Origin of the sequence: Burkholderia sp. MSHR3999 (assembly GCF_000833595.1) — a bacterium.
Lineage (GTDB): Bacteria > Pseudomonadota > Gammaproteobacteria > Burkholderiales > Burkholderiaceae > Burkholderia > Burkholderia ubonensis.
In genome coordinates this window covers 470,660-494,551 of record NZ_JRFO01000006.1, presented here as the reverse complement: position 1 = coordinate 494,551, position 23,892 = coordinate 470,660, and the positions used below count along the sequence as shown (strand labels likewise).

The 23,892-nt window shown below is 66.4% G+C and carries 24 protein-coding genes and 2 pseudogenes; 15 read left to right on the top strand and 11 right to left on the bottom strand.

From position 1 onward, the window contains the following. The first annotated feature begins 73 nt into the window (after nt 1-73). The 7 genes from KY49_RS19515 to KY49_RS19485 all read left to right on the top strand — a co-directional run bounded on the left by KY49_RS19515 (nt 74) and on the right by KY49_RS19485 (nt 6,943). On the top strand, nt 74-670 hold the full coding sequence (locus tag KY49_RS19515; protein ID WP_029226350.1) for a DUF2889 domain-containing protein: 597 nt from the start codon (nt 74-76) through the stop codon (nt 668-670). Between the two features lie 68 nt (nt 671-738). Further along, nucleotides 739-1,905 (top strand): ADP-forming succinate--CoA ligase subunit beta, encoded by a 1,167-nt coding sequence (gene sucC, locus KY49_RS19510; protein WP_010090787.1) that lies wholly within the window; start codon nt 739-741, stop codon nt 1,903-1,905. A gap of 67 nt (nt 1,906-1,972) precedes the next feature. After that, entirely contained in the window at nt 1,973-2,854 is an 882-nt protein-coding gene (gene sucD, locus KY49_RS19505; protein WP_042586225.1) for a succinate--CoA ligase subunit alpha, read from the top strand. A 155-nt stretch (nt 2,855-3,009) separates the two neighbouring features. Further along, entirely contained in the window at nt 3,010-3,723 is a 714-nt protein-coding gene (locus KY49_RS19500) for a TerC family protein (protein WP_042586224.1), read from the top strand. A 99-nt stretch (nt 3,724-3,822) separates the two neighbouring features. Next, nucleotides 3,823-4,404 (top strand): pilin, encoded by a 582-nt coding sequence (locus tag KY49_RS19495; RefSeq protein ID WP_042586223.1) that lies wholly within the window; start codon nt 3,823-3,825, stop codon nt 4,402-4,404. A gap of 120 nt (nt 4,405-4,524) precedes the next feature. Then, a complete protein-coding gene (locus KY49_RS19490; RefSeq protein WP_042586222.1) occupies nt 4,525-6,318 on the top strand; it encodes a PglL family O-oligosaccharyltransferase in 1,794 nt (597 codons plus the stop codon). A 277-nt stretch (nt 6,319-6,595) separates the two neighbouring features. Next, nucleotides 6,596-6,943: a TonB family protein gene (locus KY49_RS19485; protein WP_042586221.1), complete on the top strand. Its 348-nt coding sequence runs from the start codon at nt 6,596-6,598 to the stop codon at nt 6,941-6,943. Here the strand turns inward: KY49_RS19485 and KY49_RS19480 are convergent. The 3 genes and pseudogenes from KY49_RS19480 to moaC (KY49_RS38660) form a co-directional block, all read right to left on the bottom strand. Continuing rightward, nucleotides 6,897-8,180 carry a hypothetical protein gene (locus KY49_RS19480; RefSeq protein WP_231636456.1) on the bottom strand — a complete coding sequence of 428 codons (1,284 nt, stop codon included), beginning with the start codon at nt 8,178-8,180 and terminating at the stop codon, nt 6,897-6,899. The two genes, KY49_RS19485 and KY49_RS19480, sit on opposite strands and share 47 nt — an antisense overlap. Nucleotides 8,181-8,273: 93 nt before the next feature. Next, nucleotides 8,274-8,534, bottom strand: coding sequence for a hypothetical protein (locus KY49_RS19475; RefSeq protein ID WP_042586220.1), 261 nt, complete (start codon nt 8,532-8,534; stop codon nt 8,274-8,276). A 106-nt stretch (nt 8,535-8,640) separates the two neighbouring features. Further along, a pseudogene (moaC, locus tag KY49_RS38660) lies at nt 8,641-8,736 on the bottom strand (cyclic pyranopterin monophosphate synthase MoaC); the annotation flags it as partial. 615 nt (nt 8,737-9,351) lie between these two features. On the opposite strand from moaC (KY49_RS38660), the gene KY49_RS35905 reads away from it, so the two are divergent. The 3 genes and pseudogenes from KY49_RS35905 to KY49_RS35900 form a co-directional block, all read left to right on the top strand. Then, nucleotides 9,352-10,032, top strand: coding sequence for a hypothetical protein (locus KY49_RS35905; RefSeq protein WP_080402301.1), 681 nt, complete (start codon nt 9,352-9,354; stop codon nt 10,030-10,032). Between the two features lie 295 nt (nt 10,033-10,327). After that, a complete protein-coding gene (locus tag KY49_RS19470; protein ID WP_042586219.1) occupies nt 10,328-11,239 on the top strand; it encodes an AbiTii domain-containing protein in 912 nt (303 codons plus the stop codon). Nucleotides 11,240-11,997: 758 nt separating this feature from the next. Beyond that, a pseudogene (locus tag KY49_RS35900) lies at nt 11,998-12,177 on the top strand (integrase core domain-containing protein); the annotation flags it as partial. An 87-nt stretch (nt 12,178-12,264) separates the two neighbouring features. Here KY49_RS35900 and moaC (KY49_RS19465) read toward each other — a convergent pair. Then, nucleotides 12,265-12,744: a cyclic pyranopterin monophosphate synthase MoaC gene (gene moaC / locus KY49_RS19465; RefSeq protein WP_010090797.1), complete on the bottom strand. Its 480-nt coding sequence runs from the start codon at nt 12,742-12,744 to the stop codon at nt 12,265-12,267. Between the two features lie 224 nt (nt 12,745-12,968). On the opposite strand from moaC (KY49_RS19465), the gene KY49_RS19460 reads away from it, so the two are divergent. After that, nucleotides 12,969-14,663: a M48 family metalloprotease gene (locus KY49_RS19460; protein ID WP_042586218.1), complete on the top strand. Its 1,695-nt coding sequence runs from the start codon at nt 12,969-12,971 to the stop codon at nt 14,661-14,663. 15 nt (nt 14,664-14,678) lie between these two features. Here KY49_RS19460 and KY49_RS19455 read toward each other — a convergent pair whose 3' ends face one another. From KY49_RS19455 to KY49_RS19430, 6 genes are all read right to left on the bottom strand, one after another. Further along, nucleotides 14,679-15,266 carry a DUF2946 family protein gene (locus KY49_RS19455; RefSeq protein WP_042586217.1) on the bottom strand — a complete coding sequence of 196 codons (588 nt, stop codon included), beginning with the start codon at nt 15,264-15,266 and terminating at the stop codon, nt 14,679-14,681. Beyond that, nucleotides 15,259-16,293 (bottom strand): hydrolase, encoded by a 1,035-nt coding sequence (locus KY49_RS19450; RefSeq protein WP_042586216.1) that lies wholly within the window; start codon nt 16,291-16,293, stop codon nt 15,259-15,261. The genes KY49_RS19455 and KY49_RS19450 overlap by 8 nt, the downstream gene beginning before the upstream one ends. A 26-nt stretch (nt 16,294-16,319) precedes the next feature. Continuing rightward, nucleotides 16,320-16,766 carry a nuclear transport factor 2 family protein gene (locus KY49_RS19445; RefSeq protein ID WP_010090801.1) on the bottom strand — a complete coding sequence of 149 codons (447 nt, stop codon included), beginning with the start codon at nt 16,764-16,766 and terminating at the stop codon, nt 16,320-16,322. A gap of 114 nt (nt 16,767-16,880) precedes the next feature. Further along, the gene (gene waaF, locus KY49_RS19440) at nt 16,881-17,921 is read right to left on the bottom strand and encodes a lipopolysaccharide heptosyltransferase II (protein ID WP_042586215.1); all 1,041 of its coding nucleotides are present in this window, start codon (nt 17,919-17,921) and stop codon (nt 16,881-16,883) included. 154 nt (nt 17,922-18,075) lie between these two features. Next, nucleotides 18,076-18,270, bottom strand: a complete 195-nt coding sequence (locus KY49_RS19435) for a zinc-finger domain-containing protein (protein WP_006749970.1) — start codon at nt 18,268-18,270, stop codon at nt 18,076-18,078. A 49-nt stretch (nt 18,271-18,319) separates the two neighbouring features. Next, nucleotides 18,320-19,243 (bottom strand): branched-chain amino acid transaminase, encoded by a 924-nt coding sequence (locus KY49_RS19430; RefSeq protein WP_042586214.1) that lies wholly within the window; start codon nt 19,241-19,243, stop codon nt 18,320-18,322. Between the two features lie 196 nt (nt 19,244-19,439). Here KY49_RS19430 and KY49_RS19425 point away from each other — a divergent pair, with 196 nt between their 5' ends. The 3 genes from KY49_RS19425 to KY49_RS19415 all read left to right on the top strand — a co-directional run bounded on the left by KY49_RS19425 (nt 19,440) and on the right by KY49_RS19415 (nt 21,948). Then, nucleotides 19,440-20,195, top strand: coding sequence for an AzlC family ABC transporter permease (locus KY49_RS19425; protein WP_042586213.1), 756 nt, complete (start codon nt 19,440-19,442; stop codon nt 20,193-20,195). Next, entirely contained in the window at nt 20,192-20,515 is a 324-nt protein-coding gene (locus KY49_RS19420) for an AzlD domain-containing protein (protein ID WP_042586212.1), read from the top strand. Before KY49_RS19425 ends, KY49_RS19420 begins: the two co-directional genes overlap by 4 nt. Nucleotides 20,516-20,751: 236 nt before the next feature. Further along, complete coding sequence (locus KY49_RS19415; RefSeq protein WP_042586211.1) at nt 20,752-21,948, top strand: phosphoglycerate kinase; 1,197 nt, start codon at nt 20,752-20,754, stop codon at nt 21,946-21,948. A 157-nt stretch (nt 21,949-22,105) separates the two neighbouring features. On the opposite strand, the gene KY49_RS39030 is transcribed toward KY49_RS19415, so the two are convergent. Continuing rightward, nucleotides 22,106-22,234, bottom strand: coding sequence for a hypothetical protein (locus KY49_RS39030; protein ID WP_256250499.1), 129 nt, complete (start codon nt 22,232-22,234; stop codon nt 22,106-22,108). Here KY49_RS39030 and pyk point away from each other — a divergent pair. Beyond that, complete coding sequence (gene pyk, locus KY49_RS19410; protein ID WP_042586210.1) at nt 22,233-23,669, top strand: pyruvate kinase; 1,437 nt, start codon at nt 22,233-22,235, stop codon at nt 23,667-23,669. The genes KY49_RS39030 and pyk overlap by 2 nt on opposite strands. The last annotated feature ends 223 nt before the right edge of the window (nt 23,670-23,892 follow it).

Sequence of the window (23,892 nt, the reverse complement as noted above, 5' to 3'; positions counted from 1 at the left end):
GTCACGTCGGCCTGTCTCAAATACCCGATATGGTAAAATCCACCGGTTTTCCTCTTCGGCCTCAACCTCCAGCATGCCGCTATCCGAGCCCGTGCCCCGTCAGTTGCGACATCGACGCGCAATCCGAGCGGAAGCCTACGAGCGCGGCGACGGCTTGTGGGACATCGAAGCCTGCCTGACCGATCACAAGCCGCGCGACGTCGCGCTTGCGTCGGGCATCCGGCCCCAGGGCCTGCCGATCCACGAACTCTGGCTGCGCGTGACCATCGATCGTGACCTCAATGTCGTCGACGCCGAAGCGTCTTCGGAATGGGTGCCGTATCCCGGTCACTGTCAATCTGCCGCTCCCGCCTATCGGGCCCTCGTCGGGCTCAATCTCTTCCGCAATTTCCGCCGCAATGCGAACCGGCTGCTGGCCGGCGTCGCGGGCTGCTCCCACCTCACCGAACTGTGCGCCGTGCTGCCGACGGCGGCGATCCAGGCGTTCGCCGGTGACGTGTGGAACGTGCGCGAGGAGGGCGGCGAAGCGCCGGATCACGACGGCGCGCACGACGACGCACCGTTCCAGCTCGGCCGCTGCCGTGCGCTGCGGTTCGACGGCGAGGTCGTGCGGCAGTACTACCCGCGCTGGTATGGCGCGAGCCGGCCGGAAGGCGGCACGAAGGAATGAACGGAAATCATTCGAAGAAGCGTCCTGAACGACTTTTCATCCAACTCTCAGACTGAAGGGAATCACGCATGAAGATTCACGAGTACCAGGGTAAGGAAATCCTGCGGAAATTCGGAGTCGCGGTACCGCGCGGCAAGCCGGCGTTCTCGGTTGACGAAGCCGTCAAGGTGGCGGAAGAGCTCGGCGGCCCGGTATGGGTCGTCAAGGCACAGATCCACGCGGGCGGCCGCGGCAAGGGCGGCGGCGTGAAGGTAGCGAAGTCGATCGAGCAGGTTCGCGAATACGCGAACCAGATCCTCGGCATGCAGCTCGTCACGCACCAGACCGGTCCGGAAGGCCAGAAGGTCAATCGTCTGATGATCGAGGAAGGCGCCGACATCAAGCAGGAACTGTACGTCAGCCTCGTCGTTGATCGCATCTCGCAAAAGATCGTTCTGATGGGTTCGAGCGAAGGCGGCATGGACATCGAAGAAGTTGCCGAAAAGCACCCGGAACTGATCCACAAGGTCATCGTCGAGCCGTCGACCGGCCTGCTCGACGCCCAGGCCGACGACCTCGCCGCGAAGATCGGCGTGCCGGCTGCCTCGATTCCGCAAGCGCGTGCCATCCTGCAAGGCCTGTACAAGGCATTCTGGGAAACCGACGCGTCGCTGGCTGAAATCAACCCGCTGAACGTCTCCGGCGACGGCAAGGTCATCGCACTCGACGCGAAGTTCAACTTCGACTCGAACGCGCTGTTCCGCCACCCGGAAATCGTCGCGTACCGCGACCTGGACGAAGAAGATCCGGCTGAAATCGAAGCGTCGAAGTTCGACCTCGCGTACATCTCGCTCGACGGCAACATCGGCTGCCTCGTGAACGGCGCGGGCCTTGCGATGGCGACGATGGACACGATCAAGCTGTTCGGCGGCGAGCCGGCGAACTTCCTGGACGTCGGCGGCGGCGCGACCACCGAGAAGGTCACGGAAGCGTTCAAGCTGATGCTGAAGAACCCGGACCTGAAGGCGATCCTCGTCAACATCTTCGGCGGCATCATGCGCTGCGACGTGATCGCGGAAGGCGTGATCGCCGGTTCGAAGGCCGTGAACCTGAACGTGCCGCTCGTCGTGCGCATGAAGGGCACGAACGAAGACCTCGGCAAGAAGATGCTGGCCGATTCGGGCCTGCCGATCATCTCGGCGGACAGCATGGAAGAAGCCGCACAGAAGGTCGTCGCGGCTGCCGAAGGCAAGTAACGCTATCGTCGAATACGCATGGCGGCGCGGCTGACACGCGACGCCAATCGAACAGAGGTCAAAATACATGTCGATTCTGATCAACAAGGACACGAAGGTCATCACGCAGGGCATTACCGGCAAAACCGGTCAGTTCCACACGCGCGCCTGCCGTGAATATGCAAACGGCCGCGAAGCATTCGTCGCGGGCGTGAACCCGAAGAAGGCCGGCGAAGATTTCGAAGGCATTCCGATCTACGCAAGCGTCAAGGAAGCGAAGGAAGAAACCGGCGCAACCGTGTCGGTCATCTACGTTCCGCCGGCAGGCGCTGCCGCTGCGATCTGGGAAGCGGTCGAAGCCGACCTGGATCTCGCGATCTGCATCACGGAAGGCATCCCGGTGCGCGACATGATCGAAGTGAAGGACCGCATGCGCCGCGAAGGCCGCAAGACGCTGCTGCTCGGGCCGAACTGCCCGGGCACGATCACGCCGGACGAACTGAAGATCGGCATCATGCCGGGTCACATCCACCGCAAGGGCCGCATCGGCGTCGTGTCGCGTTCGGGCACGCTGACGTATGAAGCCGTTGCGCAGCTGACGGCGCTGGGCCTCGGCCAGTCGTCGGCAGTCGGCATCGGCGGCGACCCGATCAACGGTCTGAAGCACATCGACGTCATGAAGATGTTCAACGACGATCCGGATACGGATGCGGTCGTGATGATCGGCGAGATCGGCGGTCCGGACGAAGCCAACGCCGCGCAGTGGATCAAGGACAACATGAAGAAGCCGGTCGTCGGCTTCATCGCGGGCGTCACGGCGCCTCCGGGCAAGCGCATGGGCCACGCCGGCGCGCTGATCTCGGGCGGTGCGGACACGGCCGAAGCGAAGCTGGAAATCATGGAAGCGTGCGGCATCACGGTCACGCGCAACCCGTCGGAAATGGGTCGCCTGCTGAAGAAGGCGCTGTAAATTCCGCCTGGGTTCGTCCTGCAGAAAACGCCGGCTCAGCCGGCGTTTTTTGTTACGCTCGCAAAATGTTCCCGTAAGGCTGCGCGCGCATCGTGCGGCCGGCGGCGAACCTGCGTGCGCCTGCGCCCGGCAGACTGTCCACCCCGCGTCCGTCCATGCTCGAATTCCTGTCCACGCTCCACTGGGGCGCCGTGTTCCAGATCGTCGTCATCGACATCCTGCTCGGCGGCGACAACGCGGTCGTGATCGCGCTCGCGTGCCGCAACCTGCCGGCGAACCAGCGCCTGCGCGGCGTCGTTTGGGGCACCGCCGGCGCGATCCTGCTGCGGATCGTGCTGATCGCGTTCGCGGTCGTGCTGCTCGACGTGCCGTTCCTGAAGTTCGCCGGCGGCGTGCTGCTGCTGTGGATCGGCATCAAGCTGATGGCGCCTGCCGCCAACGCGCACGACGACATCAAGCCGGCCGACAAGCTGTGGGCGGCCGTGAAGACGATCGTGATCGCCGACGCGGTGATGAGCCTCGACAACGTGATCGCGATCGCCGGCGCGGCGGAGCGGGCCGACCCGTCGCACCGGCTCGCGCTCGTGATCTTCGGGCTCGTCGTCAGCGTGCCGATCATCGTGTGGGGCAGCACGCTGGTGCTGAAGATGCTCGACCGTTTTCCGATCATCGTCACGCTCGGCGCGGGGCTGCTCGGCTGGATCGCCGGCGGGCTGATGGTGAACGACCCGGCCGGCGACCGCTGGCCGCTGCTCGACACGCCGGCGGCGATCCACGGCGCGAGCATCGCCGGCGCGCTGATCGTCGTCGTGGCCGGCTACGCGCTGAGGAAGCGCCGTGGCGCGTCGGGCGCGCCCGGTTCGCACTGACGCGTTGGCCGTGCGGCCGACTGCCGGCCGCACGGCCCGCTGGCTACGATCGAAACGCCTGCCTGGATCGGCAGGCGTTTTTCGTTTCCGGAGCCTGTCATGTTCGAAGCCTTTTCCGTTTCCCTGTTCCGCCGTCTCGTCGTCGACCTGCGGCGGGCGCGCCGGCGTCCCGCCGGTTTCACGCTGATCGAACTGATGATCGTGCTGGCGATCGTCGGCGTCGTCGCCGCCTATGCGATTCCCGCCTACCAGGATTACCTCGCGCGTTCGCGGGTCGGCGAGGGGCTTGCGCTCGCGTCGTCCGCGCGGCTTGCGGTCGCCGACAACGCGGCGAGCGGCGCGGGCCTCGCCGGCGGCTACAGCCCGCCGGCCGCGACCCGCAACGTCGAGTCGGTCCGGATCGACGACGAGACGGGCCAGATCTCGGTCGTCTTTACCGCCCGCGTCGCGGCAGGCGACGCGAACACGCTGGTGCTGGTGCCGTCCGCGCCCGACAAGGCGGAGGCGCCGACCGCGCGCGTGGCGCTCAGGAAAGGCGCGATGCAGGCGGGCGCGATCGCGTGGGAGTGCTTCGCCGCGGGCAAGCAGGCGTCGTCGCTGCCCGCGCCGGGGGCGGGGCCGCTGCCGGCCGAAGCCGCGACGCTGCCGGCGAAGTATGCGCCGGCCGAGTGCCGCGCGTAGCGGGCGGGCAGGGCGGTGTTCGCCGGATCGATGCGGCTGGCCATGCATCCGGCGTGACGGCTCCGCACAGAGCGGGGAAAGTTTTGTATAGTGCGCCGGTTGCTGATATCCGGTTTGCTCATGCCCTCTTCCTTTTCCCGCTCGTTGCCGCTCGTCGCGCTGGCGGTCGCCCTGATCGTGCCGTACGCGATCACGAATCACACGTATCCGATTCCGACCTTCTATTCCGAGTTTTCCGCGCTGGCGCTGTATCTGCTGCTGGGCGCGTCCGTGATCCTGCTCGTGCGGACGAGCCGGCCGGCCACGCCGTTTGCGGCGCCGGCCGCGTTCGCCGCGCCGCTCGGCTTCGCGGCCGTGCTCGTCGCGCAGGTCGCGCTGATGCCGCTGCGGGTGCCGTCGATGAACTGGCTGGCCGTCGGCTACCTCGGCGCGGCGCTGGTCGCGATGCAGGCGGGCTACGTGCTCGCGCGCGAGCAGCTCGCGGAAGCGGCGGCGCGGATCATGGCGGGCGCCTTGCTCATCGGCGGCGTGTTCGCCGTGTTCTGCCAGGTCGTGCAGTTGTTCCGGCTCGAGTCGGTGCTGTCGCCGTTCGTCGTCGTGTACAACATTGCGGTCGAGCGCCGGCCGTACGGCAACATGGCGCAGGCGAACCATCTGGCGACCTACATCGCGTTCGCGCTCGCCGGCGCGTTGTATCTGGTGCAGACGCGCCGGCTCGCCGTGTGGGCGTGGCTGATGCTGTCGGTCGTGCTGTCGGGCGGGCTCGCGCTCACCGTGTCGCGCGGGCCGTGGCTGCAGGTCGCGGTGATGGTGGTCGCCGGCTTCTGGATGGCGCGGGTCGAATCGCGCGACAAGCCGGGCGCGCCGGCCAACGTGCGCGCGCGAGCGTGGCTGATGCCCGTGCTGCTCGCCGCCGTGTTCGTCGCGGTGAACGGCGCGGTGCGCTGGGCGAACCTGCACTATCACCTGAATCTCGCGGTGTCGGCGGCCGAACGGATGCGCGACGCGGGCCAGATCGCGCCGCGCCTCGCGCTCTGGAAGTACGGCCTCGCGATGTTCCGCGAGCATCCGCTGCTCGGCGTCGGCTGGGGCGAGTTCCCGTCGCACCAGTTCGCGCTCGCGCGTGCGCTCGGCGGCGTCGAGATCGCGAACAACTCGCACGACATCTTCATCGACCTGCTCGCGAAATCCGGCCTGCTCGGCCTCGGCGTGCTCGTCGTCACGCTCGTGCTGTGGTTCGTGCGCGCGCTGCGCGCGCCGCAGACGAGCACGCGCGTGTTCGGTTTCGCGCTGGTCGGCGTGCTGCTGATGCACGCACTGGTCGAGTATCCGCAGCAGTACATGTTCTTCCTGCTGCCGGTGATGTTCGTGATCGGCCTGCTCGAGGCAAAGCCGCTGCGCATCGTGCCGGGCCGCGCGGCGTTCGCGCTGTTCGCGCTGCTGACGTTCGGCGGCCTGCTCGCGGCGCTGCCGGTGTTGCGCGACTATCAGCGCGCGGAAGTGCTGTATTACGGCACCGACCCGGCCGCGCAGTATCGCGACGCGCCGTCGCTGCTGTTCGGCGCGTGGGGCGACTACGGCGCGGCGACGCTGCTCACGCTTTCGCGCGACGCCCTGCCGGCCAAGCTGGCGGCGCACGAACGCGCGATCGCGCTGCTGCCCGGCGAGACGGTGCTGCGCCGCTATGCGGTGCTGCAGGCGCTGGACGGCCGCGACGCCGACGCGCTGGATACGGTCGCGCGCCTGCATGTTTTCGCGAAGGAGCTGAAGGACTGGCCGCAGCAGCTCGCGGCGCTGTACAAGCTGTGCGACGAACAGCCGTCGCTGAAGGCTTTCAGGGCGGCCTTGGTCGCGAAGTACGGGGAAGTGCCGGCCGACGCGCTCGACGAGTCGGACGACGAAGACGCCGAGTAAGCCAGCCCGCCGATTGCCCCGCTCCGGGCGCGTTCGGCGTCGCATCGATTACGCTGCGGATCGCGCGGATTCCCGGCGGTCTGCAGCGGATTCGCGTCAAGTATTGTCAAATCGCCGCTGCCGGCCGGGCGGGGCGCGCACAATGCGCGCTGGTGTCGCGATGCCCGCCGATCCGGTCGGGTATCGTCGGTTGCAGCATCCGGTCATCGCAGCCTCGGGGAACGCAGGCTGCGCGGCCGGCTCGTCCTGAAGCAACGCAACAGATTCCAATTCGAACATGGCTACCTGCCCGACCTACCTTGCGCTGCCCGTCGTCGCCGTGCTGCTCGCCGGCTGTGCGGTGTCCTCGCAGCAAGACAGCAAGCTGACGTGCCGCATCCCGCGCGCCGTCTATCCGGAGACGGCAAAGCCGCTCACGCGTCCCGCGACGGTGCTGGTGCGGGCGCTGATGACGACCTCCGGGGTCGCGGAAAACGTGACGATCACGACCAGCAGCCGCAATGCCGCCGCAGACCGCGCCGCGGCCGAGGCGATGTCGCGCGCGACCTGCACGCAGACGGGGCCTGCGGCGAATCCGTTCACGCTGACGCAGCCGTTCGTGTTCGAGCCGCGGCGCGGCGGTTGACGTGTGCGCCGCGGCGGCCTGCACGGATCAGTCGCGGCATCAGGTTTGCGCCGCGGCACGTCGGCTCCGGCGCGTCCTGCAATCCGAGCATCGTGAAACCGTTGGCTTCCTGGCGGATCAGGCCGTAGCGCTTCGCGACGGTTTGCCCTGACTTGCCGGTCAGCGCGATCTCGACCTGGAAGCGATCCTTCGCGGTCGAGCAGCCGCGCACCGCACCGTACCCGAACGACGTGTCGGGCGCCTTGCGTTGTTCGTTGAGCGCCTGCCGCGCTTTCAACGCGGCAGCGGCCGATGCGGGGTCGCTCCATTCGCGCGCGAGCGTGTCGTCCACTGTCAGCCATTCGTCGACGAAGTCCCGGCCGTTTGCGGCGGCGGGCTGCACGCGGTGCACGGAGTCGCCGTCCACGCGATAGCGGTAGATGCCCGGCCGCACCAGCAGGTCGAAGTCGATCGAGTGGACCGCCGCACGCAGCTCGAAACTGTCGGGGCGCGTCTTCAGCCGGAAGTTGTCTTCTTCGAACCAATAGTCCTTGCTCATCCGGAACACCGCGCGCTGCGGCGCCGCGCCGTTCGCCGGCACGATCACGTCGGCGACGAAGTGAGTCCACGTCGACGTGCACCAGGGCGTGCCGTGCACGGCCACCACCTGTCCGCCCGGCAGCGCCGCGAATTCGAAGCCCCGGCCGTACGCGCCGGACACGTCCTTGTAGTCGTCGCTCTGCCAGCGCAGCACGCGCCGCCAGCCGCCGTTGTCCCCGCTGTTGTCCCATACATAGCCGGTGAGCAGGTTGTCGTCGCCGCAGGCGACGTCGAAGCCGGTGCGCACGAGGACGAGCGGCCGGGGCGTGGCCGCGCGCTCCACCTGGACCGTGGGATTGTCCCCGAACGACGAATGGCCGTCGGCCCCGGCCGGTTTTGCCGACGCGCGGAGCGTCGCGGCGAGCGTGCGTTGCAAGGCGGCCGGCTCGACGCGTTCGTCGGTGCACGCGAGCCGCGCGTCGATCGCGCCGACGAGCGCCTGCTTGTACGCGCGGATCGCGTCGCGCTGAGCGGGCAACACGGTTTCGCTGACGTAGTCGCTTTGCTGGCCCGGGATCTGCTGCAGCCGATGCCGTGCGTCGAGCGCCGCGCGTGCGGCGGCGTCGGCAGCGGGGCAGGTGCTTGCGGCATGGGCGACGGACGGGCCGGCGGATGCAATGCACAACGCGAGGGCAGCGATTTTCTGAATTGTTTTCATCCGGGACTCCGAGGGGTGTCTGCCGACCGGCCACCGTAGCGGTCTCGGCCGGGCAATGCGATCGAAAGAGGGCGGGCGGCATCCGCGACAGCTTTACAGGCCTTCCACGGGACTCGCTTCCGAACCGAAGATCCGGCAGCCGAATGCGAACCTGCCCGCCGCGCGTTCCTTCGGCGGCAGCCAGCGCGCGGTCGTCGAGCAATTCAGCAGTGCGCGGAGCCCGCGCGCGGCGATGCGGGTGTCTTCCGCATGCGCGGCCGCCGACGCATGCAGCAGGGTTGCGGCCAGCAGGAACGTCAGCGGCGCGGCCGGCAGCGGGCGCGGTGGCCCGGGGCGGAGGTGCAGTTCTCTCATGAATTGTTTTTGTGGTGGTGGCGTATCCAGCAGCCTTGCGCATGTCTGAGCGGGCCACCGTGCAACCGCCCGCTCCTTATGTAGCGCTCAGCATCGAACCAGGGCTTTACGCCTCCGCCTTCCAATCCCCCGACTTCCCGCCGCGCTTCTCCCGCACGCTCACGTCGGTGATCACCATCCCGCGATCGACGGCCTTGCACATGTATGGATGCGGTTCGTGTTCTTGGTGGGTGGTCTTTTAAATCAATGACTTACTGGGTGCGATTCATTCGATCCTGTCCCACTCAGTTGATGAAGTGCGACAGCAGGGGGGGATTTGGGACAACAGTTGCGATCACACTGCGCCGCAAGTTTACGCGATTGAAGCGGTTGGACGGAAGCGCATGTCGCGACATGACCGAGCATCTCTGATGCGATCCTGCGTCGCATCCTTGGACATGCGCCGAGACGCGGCGACGCGCTGCACCGGCATGTGGACTACCCGGAGCAAGGAAAACGGTTGTACAACGCCGGTTCCGGCAAGGCACTTGTCCGCTTCGAGGCAAGTGACGGTTAGCAACCCATCGAGGGACACACATTCGGTTTGCGGGATGCTAGAGTATTTGGTCAGATAAACGGGGGGGCATCAGATGGTAACGAGAAAAACAACTGGAACGCCGAATATTCCGGCCCGAGGCAACTTGCAGGCACCTAAGCGCACGGTCACGGGCGGCGTGACCGGTCCCAAACCACAACCTGTTACGCGTGGTGGTGGATCGCAAGGTGGCGGTAACGGTGGATCAAAGGGCGGCGGTTCCAAATAACGAAGGCGATAACTATGGCCGATCCGACCACGGAACAAGAGAAAGAATTCGAAGAGAGGAAACGACTGTATGAACGCCATCGGGACGACCTATCGAAACGTCAGATTTCAAATGCGGAAAATCTTGATAAATCGATACTGACGTATTCCGGCACAGGCCTTGCGTTATCTCTAGGTTTTCTGAAAGACTTTATCCCAATCGCCAAGGCAAAAATTGCATGGGCGCTATATGCTTCATGGGCATTCTTCACCTTGGCTATGGTTTTGGTTGTTATTTCGTATGTTGTTAGCCTGAAGGTCATCGGATTGCAACTGGATCGGGCTGAGAGATACTACCTGTCAAGCAATGAGGACGCCCTGACGGAACGTGGAAGGTGGGATTCGATTGCCGATCACATGAACAATTGGATGTCGGCGGCTGCGTTTGTTTTGGCAATTGTGTTAACAATACTTTTTGTCTCGGTAAACTTAAAAGGTGCCAATATGTCAGATAAGAAAATTTCGCCTACAATCGCTCAGGATGGAATTTCGGGGATGCAGATGCAGAAGGTGAACCCGCCCGCGTCAACAGTGCAAAAAGGAATAACTGGCACGCCAATGCAGCCAGTTTCATCCAGTCAGCCCGCCGCACCTTCGTCGCAACAGCCACAAAGTCAACCGCAGCAAGGTGGTAACTCTTCTCAAACAAAGCCGTGACACTGAAGTTCTTTGGATTTGTTGGAGTGTCGTCTGCCTGAGGGAGCAACATGTCGGACAAGAAGATAACGTCAATTAGGACCAGCGATGCACTCACTGGAATGCAAATGCAGAAGATAACTTCGCAGCGAGAAGACCCTGGAAAGGCACTCGCCGGAACGCCAATGCAACCAGTGAAAATCAATCCTAAACCAATCCAGCAATCATCAGTGCAACCGACGCAGGCCAATGATTCTTCGCAAACGAAGGCGTCCAAATAGCTGGTTAACTGTCCCTCTTTGAATGCAAGGGCCAAATGCAACTGCTACAAGAAATCATCGCTCTGCTGAGTGACAAGGACGGATCGCTAACGGATGCATTGCTAAAAACGAAAGTTCTGATGCACCGAATCGGCCATAGGGAACTTGCCGAATGGGTTACTGCCGAATTGAATGGCTATACCGCAGATAGGCCAGTGCCCGATTATCGCGCCATTCGAACGCGGCTGTATGGCAACGTATCCAACTTGGCGTGGCGGTATTCCAAAACGCAGTTACCAACGGCCCATCTGCCGAAGGAGGTGCGGGAGAGGTTTACGGTCGAAAAACTGCGTCAATCGATCCAAGTGCTGGAACAATTGTCGAAGTCAGATGGTTCCCTCAACAGCCCAATTGCTCCCGAGTGGTATCACACCCTCGCGAAAGGGGCCATTGAATCCAGTTATAGCATTGACAGTGCGTGGGTGCAGTTCGAACCGACACAACTCGTTACCGTGCTGATTGAAGTGCGATCTCGCTTACTGGACTTTGCACTCAACCTGCAAAGTGAATTGGGGAACGTAGCGGAGGATGAGATGAAGGAAGCTGCAAAAAATATCGACGCCCCGGCGATGTTCGCTTCGGCGGTATTTGGCGACAACACAACGGTCGTGATCGGTAACAGCAATCAAACCACCGTTACCAACAGTGTCTCAAAGGGAGACTTCGCTGCGTTGGAAAAAGCCTTCAAGGACTCAGGCGTCAACGAAGCTGATGTAGACGAACTGCGAACCGCCGTCACTGCTGATGATCCTGATGCCGTGGTCGAGACGAGGCAATTCGGACCGAAGGTGAAGGCGTGGATGGGGAAAATGTCTGAGAAGGCAATCAGTGGTGCGTGGAGCGTCGGGATTGCCGCTGGTGGGAAGTTGCTGGCCGATTCACTTGGAGGCTATTACGGCATTAAGTGAACGGCTGTCGAATCACTAACAAGGTGAGATCAGACTGGGGTGCGTCAAGATGAAAAAATCAGTAGTAGGCTTTTTCACGCTGTTGACACTCACGGGATGCAATCGTGACCTTGGTCATATCGAAGAGTGCGTTAAGGGTAACCCTATACCTGTCTCGCTTGAACAAGCAATCGCCACCGTAAGATCAGCGGGCTTACAAGTTTCATCGCATGCCGATTCCAATGCTGGACCGGTGAGCACACCAGCCACTCGCACCGCTGACACTAGCAGGCTTAATTTACTTTGTCAGACTGACGTCGAAGGGCAGCGGCTTACCGTCGTCCTTCATATCAACCTAGATTCACGGAAGGTGAACGGCCTAGCGGCCAATGTCACGGAAGACGAGATCAACTGGGCATCTGGCACGACCGCGCCGTCTGGCAGGCCTACGTCGCAGCACCATACCTTGAACCGTCTGAATGGGGATTACAGGTCATACCAAGACGGTGCTATTTATGCTGCACCGCCGCCGACCTATCATTGCTCTCCTGCGCCTGCTGCTGCGTTCTAGCGGTGCACATGTTAGCAACAGAAACCAGCGTTCCAATTGGGCGACTAACGCAGGCCGGCCAACGATGGCATACGGCGTTGCCGTCGCCGTATGTTCAATTGCTATTGTCGGTACGACTTGTTTCATGACGTTACCCACTGTCACCTCAAAGCAGGCAACGGTGCGGACGGGACTATTGCGCCGCATCCTTGTAGATGCGCCGAAATGCGATGATATGCTGAACCGGGAATGGTTCCGCAGCCGGGCCGAGGCCAAGGTGCTCATGGAACGCTGGCGGCAGTTCTCCAACGAACGCCGGCCTCATAGCGCACATCGCTATTAACCTCCCGCCACCGTCCGTCGAGCCTGGCTGGATTCCGATAATATCGACGCGAGACTCACTGCCTGACTGGCTACAAAATTCCGCCGCAGGTCAAGACGATGGCGAGGCCGAAGTGGTCCGTTCGGGATCGAGAAAATTTTATAAAACAATCTCTTACGCCTCCGCCTTCCAATCCCCCGACTTCCCGCCGCGCTTTTCCCGCACGCTCACATCGGTGATCACCATCCCGCGATCGACGGCCTTGCACATGTCGTACACGGTCAGGAGCCCGACCTGCACCGCGGTGAGCGCCTCCATCTCGACGCCGGTCCGCCCGAACGTCTCGACCTGCGCGACGCAGCGCACGCCCGGCAGCGCGTCGTCGAGCTCGAAATCGACCGCGACGCGGGTCAGCGCGAGCGGATGGCACAGCGGAATCAGGTCGGCGGTGCGCTTCGCGCCCTGGATCGCCGCGATGCGCGCGACGCCGAGCACGTCGCCTTTTTTCGCCTTGCCGTCGCGGATCAGCTCGAATGTCGCCGGCAGCATCCGGATCGTGCCGCGCGCGACGGCGATACGCTGCGTTTCCTGCTTGCCGCCGACGTCGACCATGTGCGCGTGGCCGGCGGCGTCGAAATGGGTGAGTCCAGACATGTCGTGCTCCTGTCGATCGAATCCGGCGCGTCGACGCCCGGTTCGGTCCCGTGCATAGCTTGAAGGGCGCCTATCATAGCAGCGGGCGCTCGCGCCGCCGGCGCACAACCCGCGGACGATCCGTGCGGGACAGCCGGGCCGGCGCCGGTACAATGGCCACGATATTCATACCAATCGCCGCGAGGCGCGCGCAGCGCGCGGGACGGCGTCGCGATCATCCTGCCATGCGTGTCAAACAGTTGCTTGTCGCGTTGCTGTCGGCGGCCCTGGCGCTGCCGCCCGACGGCTTCGCGCAACGCACGGGCGCCTTGCCGCTCGAGGCGGCGGGCGCCGGTCTCCCGTCGATCTCGACCGTGCCGTCCGGCATTGCGCCCGACGTATTCGGCACCTACGGCGGCGCCGAGAGCCGGTTTTCCGGCGCCACCGGCGTGTCGAATTCCGCCGCCGGCCTGCGCGCGCCGCTGCGGGCGCTGCAGCTGCCCGATCTCGGCGACGGCTCCGGCGGCACGCTGACGCCGCAGGCCGAGCGCAAGCTCGGCGAACGGGTGATGCGCGAGGTGCGGCGCGACCCCGACTATCTCGACGACTGGCTCGCGCGCGATTACCTGAACACGATGGCGGCACGGCTCGCGGCCGCGGCGACCGCGCGCTTCATCGGCGGCTATGCGCCCGACTTCGAGCTGTTCCCGGTGCGCGACGCGCAGATCAATGCATTCTCGATGCCGGGCGGCTTCATCGGCATCAACACCGGGCTCTTCATCACGACGCAGACGGAATCCGAGCTCGCGTCGGTCGTCGGCCACGAGATGGGCCACGTGCTGCAGCGGCATATCGCGCGGATGATCAACGCGAGCGAGAAGACCGGCTACACGGCGCTCGCGACGATGCTGCTCGGCGTGCTGGCGGGCGTGCTCGCGCGCAGCGGCGATCTCGGCAGCGCGATCGCGATGGGCGGGCAGGCTTATGCGGTCGACAACCAGCTGCGCTTTTCGCGCTCGGCGGAGCGCGAGGCGGACCGCGTCGGCTTCCAGCTGCTCGTGGGCGCGGGCTACGACCCGTACGGGATGCCGGGCTTCTTCGAGCGGCTGGACCACGCGTCGATGGGCGATGCGGGCGTGCCGGCCTACGCGCGCACCCACCCGCTGACGGGCGAGCGGATCGCCGACATGGAGGATCGCGCGCGGCGCGCGCCGTACCGCCAGCCGCACCAGTCGGCCGAATACGGGTTCGTGCGCGCCCGGCTGCGTATTCTGCAGAACCGCGCGCCGACCGACATCGCGGCCGAGGCGCGCCGGATGCAGCTCGAGATCGACGACCATACCGCGGCGAACGTCGCTGCGAACGCATACGGCGTCGCGCTCGCGAACACGCTGCTCGGCCAATACGACGCGGCGGGCCAGGCGCTGGCGGCGTCGCGCGCCGCGTTCGATGCGCGCGCGCGGCGCGGCGACGATCCCGCGACGAGCTCGCCGAGCCTCGACGTGCTCGCCGCGGACCTCGCGCGCCGCGCAGGGCGCACCGACGACGCGGTGCGGCTCGCGGCGCTCGCACAGCGGCGCTGGCCGGCGTCGCACGCGGCGATCGTCGCGCATCTGCAGGCGCTCCTCGCCGCGCGCCGCTTCGGCGAAGCGCAGGCGCTCGCCCGCGCGCAGGCGCAGGCCGATCCGCAGCAGCCGGACTGGTGGGACTACCTCGCAAAGGCGAGCGACGGCAAGGGCGACATGCTCGCGCGACGCCGCGCACTGGCGGAGAAGCTCGCGCTCGACGGCGCGTGGCCGGCGGCGATCCGCCAGCTGAAGGACGCGCGCGATGCAAAGGATGTGTCGTTCTACGACCAGTCGATGCTCAACGCGCGCCTGCTCGAATTCGAGGCGCGCTACAAGGAAGAGCGCGAGGACGAGAAGAACGGCAGGAGCTAGCCTGTCGCGGCGGCGTCAGTGCTCGTCGGGCGGCGCGGCACGCGCCCGTTCGGCGGGACTTGCGACGAAGCCGAAGCGCGCCGGCACGTCGGCGCGCGCGATCTCGCCGAGCGGCAGTGCGCGGTCGTCGCGCCAGCGCAGCACGGGCGGCGTCGCGTCGAGATCCGCATGGTCGGCGAACAGCCCGAGATCGTGATCGTGCAGCGCGGCGACGCGCGGCGGCGCGGCAGCGTCGCGAAACAGCACGCCGCCTGCGTCGTCGAGCCATGCTTCCCGCGGCTCGAACGGCCGGCCGGCCTGATCGGCGAGCGTCAGCCGGCCGTCCTGTTCGGCGAGCCGCACGATCCACGGGGTATACGCGAGCTCGACGTACACGCGCTGCGGCCCGTTCTGGAAGAACCACTGGCCGTGCTCGTCGGCTTCGTAGTTGCGGGCGATGAACGCGACCAGCGCCGCATGGCGCAGCGGGGCGCCGAGCTCACCGGCCGCCTGCGCGGCGTCGTCGCGCAGGCGCCAGTCGCCGCGCCGGTCGAGCAGCAGCCAGCCGGTGCAGTGCGGCACGTCCGGCCACTTGGCGAGTGCCTGCCTGACGATGTCATCCATGGTCGACGAACCTGGCGCAATAGCCGAACACCCGCACCGACAGCCAGTCGAGCCGGCCCGGGAACGGCCCGGTCATGAAACCCGCGTGGCCGCCGTCTTCGGGCTGGTCGAGCTCGACGGCGGGCGACACGTCCGCCGGGCCGGGCAGCGCCGACGCGGGCAGGAACGGGTCGTTGCGGGCGTTGAGGAGCAGCGTCGGCACGTCGATCGCGGGCAGGAGCGGGCGGGTGGTCGCCTTCGTCCAGTAGTCGTTCGCGTCGGCGAAACCGTGCAGCGGCGCGGTGACGACGTCGTCGAAGTCGTGCATCGTCACCGCGTTCAGCATCGCTTCGCGGTCGAACAGGCCCGGAAACTGCTCGAGCTTGACGAGCGCCTTGCGCTTCAGCGTCTTCAGGAAGCTGCGCGTGTAGAGCATCGCGAAACCCTGCGACAGCGCACGGCCGCCCGCATGCACGTCGAGCGGCGTCGAGATCGCGGCGGCGGCGCGCACGATCGACGTGTCGCCGCGGTGCTCGCCGAGCCAGCGCAGCAGCACGTTGCCGCCGAGCGACACGCCGGCGGCGACGATCGGCCCGCGATGCTGCGCGGCGAGGCGCTTGAGGATCCAGTCGACCTCGGCGCTGTCCGCGAGGTGGTAGAAGCGCGGCCGGCGGTTCATCTCGCCGCTGCAGCTGCGAAAGTGCGGAACGACGCCGTGCCAGCCCTTCGCGCGCGCGGCGGCCATCAGCGCGAGCGCGTAGTGCGAGCCGGAGCTGCCTTCGAGGCCGTGGAACAGCACGAACAGCGGCGCGTCGGGCGCCGGCGCCGCGCTGTCGAGATGGGCGATCCAGTCGAGATCGATGAAGTCGTGATCGGGTGTTTCCCATCGTTCCCGCCGGTAGGCGACGGCCGGCCGGCGCGCGAACAGCGCCGGCACGATGGTTTGCGCATGGCTGTTCGGCAGCCAGCGTGGCGCGCGATAGCGCAGTGTGTCGTCATCCGGGGTGTTGCCCCCGTCAAGCGATGTGGGCGGAGAAGCCGTACTCATGATCGCCCCGCGTCTTGGTCAATTCGTCAATGCAGCGGGCCTTGCCCGTGGCGGATCTTGGCGGCGAACTGCCCGGCCGCCTGGTCGGGAATCGGGCTCGCATGGATGTGCGCGATGCGCCATTCGCCGCGCTCGTGAATCATCACGTAGGTCGCGAACACCATGTCGGGCTCGGCCGTGAGGTCGGCCTGCTGATGCGCTTCGGCGATCGTGTAGACGACGGTGCCGAGGCTGTCGTACACGCGGATGTCGAGCGGCTCGATCGTCACCGGCTGCGTGGACAGCCGGGCGCCGAGCCCGCTGCGGATCTGGTCGAGGCCGTGCAGATGCGCGCCGTCCGCCCAGATGCAGCTGGCGAAATCCTCGTCGATCCACAGGGCCATCAGCGCGTCGAGATTGGCATCGGCGATGGCTTGGTAGTAGGCGTTGAGCGTATCGGCGGCGGCTTCGAAGAGGCGGGCAAAACGTGGCATCGGGTTGTTCTCTCGCGCGCATCGCGCGCCGTATTCAGCACGGCGGCCAGGAGGCCGCCGCGCACCGGTGAATCGGATTGCCCGGCGCGCGCCTCGCGACGCTGCCGGTGGAGGTCAGCGTTGCCCGACGAGCATGCCGCGCAGATCGCCGAATACCTGCTCCGGGCCGAGTTCGCGCAGGCACTTCAGGTGGCCGAGCGGACACTCGCGCTCGAAGCAGGGACTGCATTCGAGATGCAGCCATTGTACCTTCGCCAGCTCGGACAGCGGAGGGGTATGACGCGGATCCGTCGAGCCGTACAGCGCGACGAGCGGCCGGCGCAGCGCCGCGGCGACGTGCATCAGCCCGGAATCGTTGGTGACGACCGCGTTCGCGCGGGCGATCAGCGCGCACGCCTCGGACAGCGACGTCTGCCCGCACAGGTTGCGCACGTGCGGCGCGTGCTCGGCGATCGCCTGCGCGGCCGCGGCGTCCTTCTGCGAGCCGAGCGCGATGATCTGCGTGTACGGGAACGACTGGTGGACGATCTTCGCGAGCGATGCGAAGTGCTCGGGTGGCCAGCGCTTGGCCGGGCCGTATTCCGCGCCGGGGCAGAACACGACGAGCGGCATCCGTGTATCGAGATTGAAACGTGCGGACACGCGCGCCGTTTCATTCAGGTCGGCTTCGAGGCGCGGCGGCGGCAGGGTTTTCATCGACTCGGGCAGCCTCGCGCCCGGCGCGTACGCGAGCGCCGCGTAGTGGCCCGTCATCGGCGGCCGCTCGCCGTGCGCCTTGTTCGGGTTCGCGTGCCGCACGTTCAAGAGGCCATAGCGGTGCTCGCCCGTGTAGCCGATCCGCAGCGGGATGTTCGCGAGCCACGGGATCACCGCGGACTTCAGCGAGTTCGGCAGCACGTAGGCCGCGTCGTAGCCGTTGTCGCGCAGGTCGCTCGCGAGCTGCCAGCGGCGCAGCAGCTGCAGCTTGCCGTGCGCGAGATCGGTCGCGTAGACATCGTGGATCTCCGGCATGCGCTCCAGCACCGGCGCGACCCAGGTGGGCGCGACGGCATCGATCGCGATGCGGGGATGGAGTTTCTTCAGCAGCGCAAAGAGCGGCTGCGCCATCAATGCGTCACCGATCCAGTTCGGTGCGATAACCAGCGCTCGACGCATCAGGTCGACTTCCGATGTCGTAATGAAACACGGCGCGTGGGCGCCGCGTTCGGGTTGCCAGAATGGGAAAGGGCGGCGCGCCCGTCATCCGGTCGCGCCGCCGTGCGAGTCGTCCGGCCGCGCAGGCCGGGCCGCGGGGGCAGGTCGTCCGGGCTCAGTGGCCCTTGACGACCTCGCCGTCGCGCAGCTTGTAGCGCGTGCCGCAGTACGGGCAGCGCGCCTCGCCGTGCGACACGTCGATGAAGACGCGCGGGTGCGCGCTCCAGCGGGCCATCGCGGGGTTCGGGCAGTAGGCGGGAAGATCCTTGGCCGTCAGCTCGACCAGCGGCATTTCCTTGATTTCACTCATGGGTCTTTCTCTAGTTCACTTTCTTGTGGGGCATTCGCGTGCGGCGCGCTCAGATCTTCGTCAGCCAGTGCGCGTACTTCGCGTTCTTGCCCGACACGATATCGAAAAATGCCGATTGCAGCTTTTCCGTGATCGGGCCGCGCGCGCCGCTGCCGATCGTGCGGTTGTCCAGCTCGCGGATCGGCGTGACTTCGGCGGCGGTGCCGGTGAAGAACGCCTCGTCGGCCGTGTAGACCTCGTCGCGCGTGATGCGCTTCTCGATCACCTCGATGCCGGCATCCTTCGCGAGCGTGATGATCGTGTCGCGCGTGATGCCGTCGAGGCACGACGACAGGTCCGGCGTGAACAGCTTGCCGCGGTTCACGAGGAAGAAGTTCTCGCCAGAGCCTTCCGACACGTAGCCGTCGACGTCGAGCAGCAGCGCCTCGTCGTAGCCGTCGGCGGTCGCTTCCTGGTTCGCGAGGATCGAGTTCACGTACCAGCCCGACGCCTTCGCGCGCACCATCGACACGTTGACGTGGTGGCGGGTGAACGACGACGTCTTCACGCGGATGCCCTTCGCGAGGCCTTCCTCGCCGAGGTACGCGCCCCACGGCCACGCGGCGATCGCGACGTGGATCGTGTTGCCCTTCGCGGATACGCCGAGCTTTTCCGAGCCGACCCAGATGATCGGGCGCAGGTAGCACGACTCCAGCTTGTTCTCGCGCACGACGTCGCGCTGCGCGCCTTCGAGGGTTTCCTGGTCGAACGGCACGTCCATCTGGAAGATCTTCGCGGAGTTCAGCAGGCGCTTCGTGTGCTCGTGCAGGCGGAAGATCGCGGTGCTGCCGTCGGCCGTCTTGTACGCGCGCACGCCTTCGAAGACGCCCATGCCGTAGTGCAGCGTATGGGTCAGGACGTGGATCTTGGCGTCACGCCAGTCGATCAGCTTGCCGTCCATCCAGATCTTGCCGTCGCGGTCGGCCATTGACATAGGATTCTCCTGTCGGAAGCGGTTGTGTGCAGCGTTGAGCGGGAAAGGCGCACATTTTAGCGTCTTTTGGCGTCGACCCGGGCGGTCGGCGCGAGGGCGAGGCTATAATCGCCCGGTACCGATTCCAACGACGACGGGCTGCGCCGGCAGGAGACGCCGGCGCCCCCCGCAAACCGCCCGCCGCGGCGCCTTTCCCATGCCTGCTCGATTGTCCGCCACCGACCGCTTCGCGCTGATCCAGGGCGCGCGCGACTATTCGCCCACGCTGATGGCCATCCTGTCCTGGGGGCTCGTCACGGGCATCGCGATGAGCAAGTCGGTGATGACGCTCGGGCAGGCGACCGCGATGTCGCTGCTCGTCTACGCGGGCTCGTCGCAGCTCGCGGTGCTGCCGCTCCTCCTCGCGAAGCTGCCGCTCTGGACCGTGCTGCTCACCGCCGCGATGGTCAACACGCGCTTCGTGATCTTCAGCGCCGGGCTTGCCCCCCATTTTTCCTACCTGCCGCTGTGGCGGCGTCTCGCGATCGGCTATTTCAACGGCGACGTGATCTACCTGCTGTTCCAGAAACAGGGCTTCGCGCCCGGCCGCGTGCCGGGCAAGGAAGCGTATTTCTGGGGGATGGCGCTGTCGAGCTGGCTGTCGTGGCAGGTGTCGTCGATCGCCGGGATCCTGCTCGCGAGCTTCTTTCCCGCGAGCTGGGGGCTCGAGCTCGCGGGCACGCTCGCGCTGATCCCGATCATGGTGTCGGCGGTCGCGAACCGCTCGACGCTGGCCGCCGTCGCGGTCGCCGGCGTCGTGTCGCTGGTGGCGTTCGACCTGCCGTACCGGCTCGCGCTGCCGCTCGCGGTGCTGGCCGCGCTCGCGGCCGGCTGCACGGCCGACTTCTTCGTCGAGCGGGCCGACTGGCGCCGCATCCGCACCGAAACCGTGCAGCAGAAGGAGGTCGAATGAGCGCCGCGCAGATCTGGCTCGTCATCATCGGCATGACGCTCGTCACGGCCGTCACCCGCGCGCTGTTCCTGATCGGCGGCGAGCGCACGGTGCTGCCCGAGCGCGTGCAGCGCGCGCTGCGCTACGCGCCCGCGGCGGCGCTCGCGGCCGTCGTGCTGCCCGACGTGCTCGAAACCCCGGCCGGGCTGTCGTTCGCACTCGCCAATCATCAGTTCTATGCGGCGCTCGCCGGCTTCGGCTGGTACCTGTGGCGGCGCAGCATGCTCGGCACGATCGTCGTCGGGATGCTCGTGTTCACCGGCCTGCGCCTGGTCGCCTGATGCGCGCGCATCAGCCTGGCCGCGTCGCAGCATTCCGCGTTGTCCCAAATAGGCGGAATTCGCCGCCATGCGGGCAGCCGTCCGAACGGATCGGCTAGAATGCCCGTTCCAGATTTTCTACCCGTGCGCGTCATGCGGATCCGCCAGCCACGGCCGCATCCGGCGCCCCAGCGGCAGCCCGCGCACGTGTTGCGTCAGCCCCTTTTTTCCCCATCCACCACTTCGATATGTCCAACATGAGCCAAGTCAAGCGTCTTACCGACCTGATCGCCGCCGGCCAGCTCGCCGGCAAGCGCGTGTTCATCCGCGCCGACCTGAACGTCCCGCAGGACGACCACGGCAACATCACCGAAGACACCCGCGTGCGCGCGTCGGTGCCGGCCATCAAGGCCGCGCTCGACGCCGGCGCGGCCGTGATGGTCACGTCGCACCTCGGCCGCCCGACCGAAGGCGAGTTCAAGCCGGAAGACTCGCTCGCGCCGGTCGCGAAGCGCCTCGCCGAGCTGCTCGGCCGCGACGTGCCGCTCGTCGCGAACTGGGTCGAGAACGGCGTGAACGTCGCGCCGGGCCAGGTCGTGCTGCTCGAGAACTGCCGCGTGAACAAGGGCGAGAAGAAGAACTCGGACGAGCTCGCGCAGAAGATGGCGAAGCTCTGCGACGTGTACGTGAACGATGCGTTCGGCACCGCGCACCGCGCGGAAGCGACAACCCACGGCATCGCGAAGTACGCGCCGGTTGCCTGCGCGGGCCCGCTGCTCGCCGCTGAGCTCGACGCGCTCGGCAAGGCGCTCGGCAACCCGGCGCGCCCGCTGGTGGCGATCGTCGCGGGCTCGAAGGTGTCGACCAAGCTGACGATCCTCAAGTCGCTCGCGGAGAAGGTCGACCAGCTGATCGTCGGCGGCGGCATCGCGAACACGTTCATGCTCGCGGCCGGCCTGTCGATCGGCAAGTCGCTCGCGGAAGCCGACCTCGTCGGCGAGGCGAAGGCGATCATCGACGAAGCGCGCAAGCGCGGCGCATCGGTGCCGATCCCGACCGACGTCGTCACCGCGAAGGAATTCGCGCCGACGGCCGCCGCGACCGTGAAGAAGGTCGCCGACATCGAAGCGGACGACATGATCCTCGACATCGGGCCGGAAACGGCCAAGGCGCTCGCGAGCCAGCTCGAGAAGGCCGGCACGATCGTCTGGAACGGCCCGGTCGGCGTGTTCGAGTTCGACCAGTTCGGCAACGGCACGAAGACGCTTGCCGACGCCATCGCCAAATCGTCCGCGTTCTCGATCGCGGGCGGCGGCGACACGCTCGCGGCCATCGCGAAGTACGGCATCCACGACCAGGTCAGCTACATCTCGACGGGCGGCGGCGCCTTCCTCGAGTTCCTCGAAGGGAAGAAGCTGCCGGCGGTGGAAGTGCTCGAAACGCGGGCGGCCTGAGCGTGGCGGCGCGCGCAGGGGTGACGAAGGCCGCGCGCTCCGCGAAGGCGGAGCCGACGGCCGGCGCGGGCAAGCGCAAACGCGCGCCCGCGCGGGCGAACTCCGCCCCGCGCGCACCGGCGGCCGCCGGCGACGCGGCCATGCAGCACCACGAGATTCAGAACAAAGCGACGCCGGGCGCCAGCACCGGCGCGCCCCCCGGAGCGGCGGCCGCTGGGCCTGCCGCGTCCGGCTCTCGCAGCGTTTCACCCAGCGCATCCACCTTGATCCAGATGAGGAGTTTCATGCAGCGCGCCACCAAGATAGTCGCCACGATCGGCCCGGCTTCCAGTTCGCCGGAGATTCTGCTGCAGATGATGCAGGCGGGCCTCGACGTCGTGCGGCTCAATTTTTCGCACGGCACCGCCGATGATCACCGCCAGCGCGCCGAGATGGTGCGCGAGGCCGCCCGCAAGGTCGGCCGCGAGATCGCGATCATGGCGGACCTCCAGGGGCCGAAGATCCGCGTCGGCAAGTTCGAGAGCGGCAAGACGACGCTCGAGCCGGGCCAGCCGTTCATCCTCGACGCGGGCTGCGAGCTGGGCAACGACGAGCGCGTCGGCCTTGACTACAAGGAGCTGCCGCGCGACCTGAAGCCGGGCGACGTGCTGCTGCTGAACGACGGCCTGATCGTGCTGACCGTCGAGCGCGTGCTCGGCGACGAGATCCACACGATCGTCAAGGTGGGCGGCGAGCTGTCGAACAACAAGGGGATCAACCGGCAGGGCGGCGGGCTGTCCGCGCCGGCGCTGACCGCGAAGGACATGGAGGACATCCGCACCGCGATGTCGCTCGGCGCGGACTTGGTCGCGGTGTCGTTCCCGAAGAACGCGACCGACATGGAAATGGCGCGCCAGCTCGCGAACATCGCGGGCGCGCCGTACGGCATCAAGCCGAAGATGATCGCGAAGATCGAGCGCGCGGAGGCGATTCCGGCGCTGCAGAGCATCCTCGACGCGTCCGACGGCATCATGGTCGCGCGCGGCGACCTGGCCGTCGAGGTCGGCAACGCGGCCGTGCCGGCGCTGCAGAAGCGCATGATCCGGATGGCGCGCGAGTCGAACAAGCTCGTGATCACCGCGACGCAGATGATGGAATCGATGATCCACGCGCCGGTGCCGACCCGCGCAGAGGTGTCGGACGTCGCGAACGCGGTGCTCGACGGCACCGACGCGGTGATGCTGTCGGCCGAGACGGCTGCGGGCAAGTTCCCGGTCGTGACGATCGAGACGATGGCGGCCGTCTGCGTCGAGGCCGAGAAGTCCGAGCACGTCGAGCTGGACAAGGATTTCCTCGACCGCACGTTCACGCGGATCGACCAGTCGATCGCGATGGGCGCGCTGTTCACCGCTTACCACCTGGGCGCGAAGGCGATCGTCGCGCTGACGGAATCGGGCGCGACCGCGCTGTGGATGTCGCGCCACTACACGCACGTGCCGATCTTCGCGCTGACGCCGCGGGTCGGCAGCGAGCGCACAATGGCGCTGTACCGCAACGTCACGCCGCTGCACGTCGACTTCAACAGCGATCGCGACGCGGCGCTCCAGCAGGCGATCGAGCTGATCGTCCAGCGCGGGCTGGTCGCGCTCGGCGACATGGTCGTGCTGACCGTCGGCGAGCCGATGGGGCAGGCGGGCGGCACCAACACGCTGAAGATCGTCCGGGTCGGCGAGCATTACTGACCCGGCGGCCCGATTCGATCGGGCACCGTTTTATTGCCGAAAGCCGCGCGGGGTCCGATGCCCCGCGCGGCTTTTTTTCTGATTTTTGCCCGCATTGTGCCGTGCGAAGGTAACAAATTGCGAGCGGAGGCCGCCAACCGGTCGGATTCGGAGGCGCTTCGCGATAAAATGCGGCTATTCGACGCTCAGCCGCGCCCGTCCGCCCGGGGCCACCCCGGCCAGG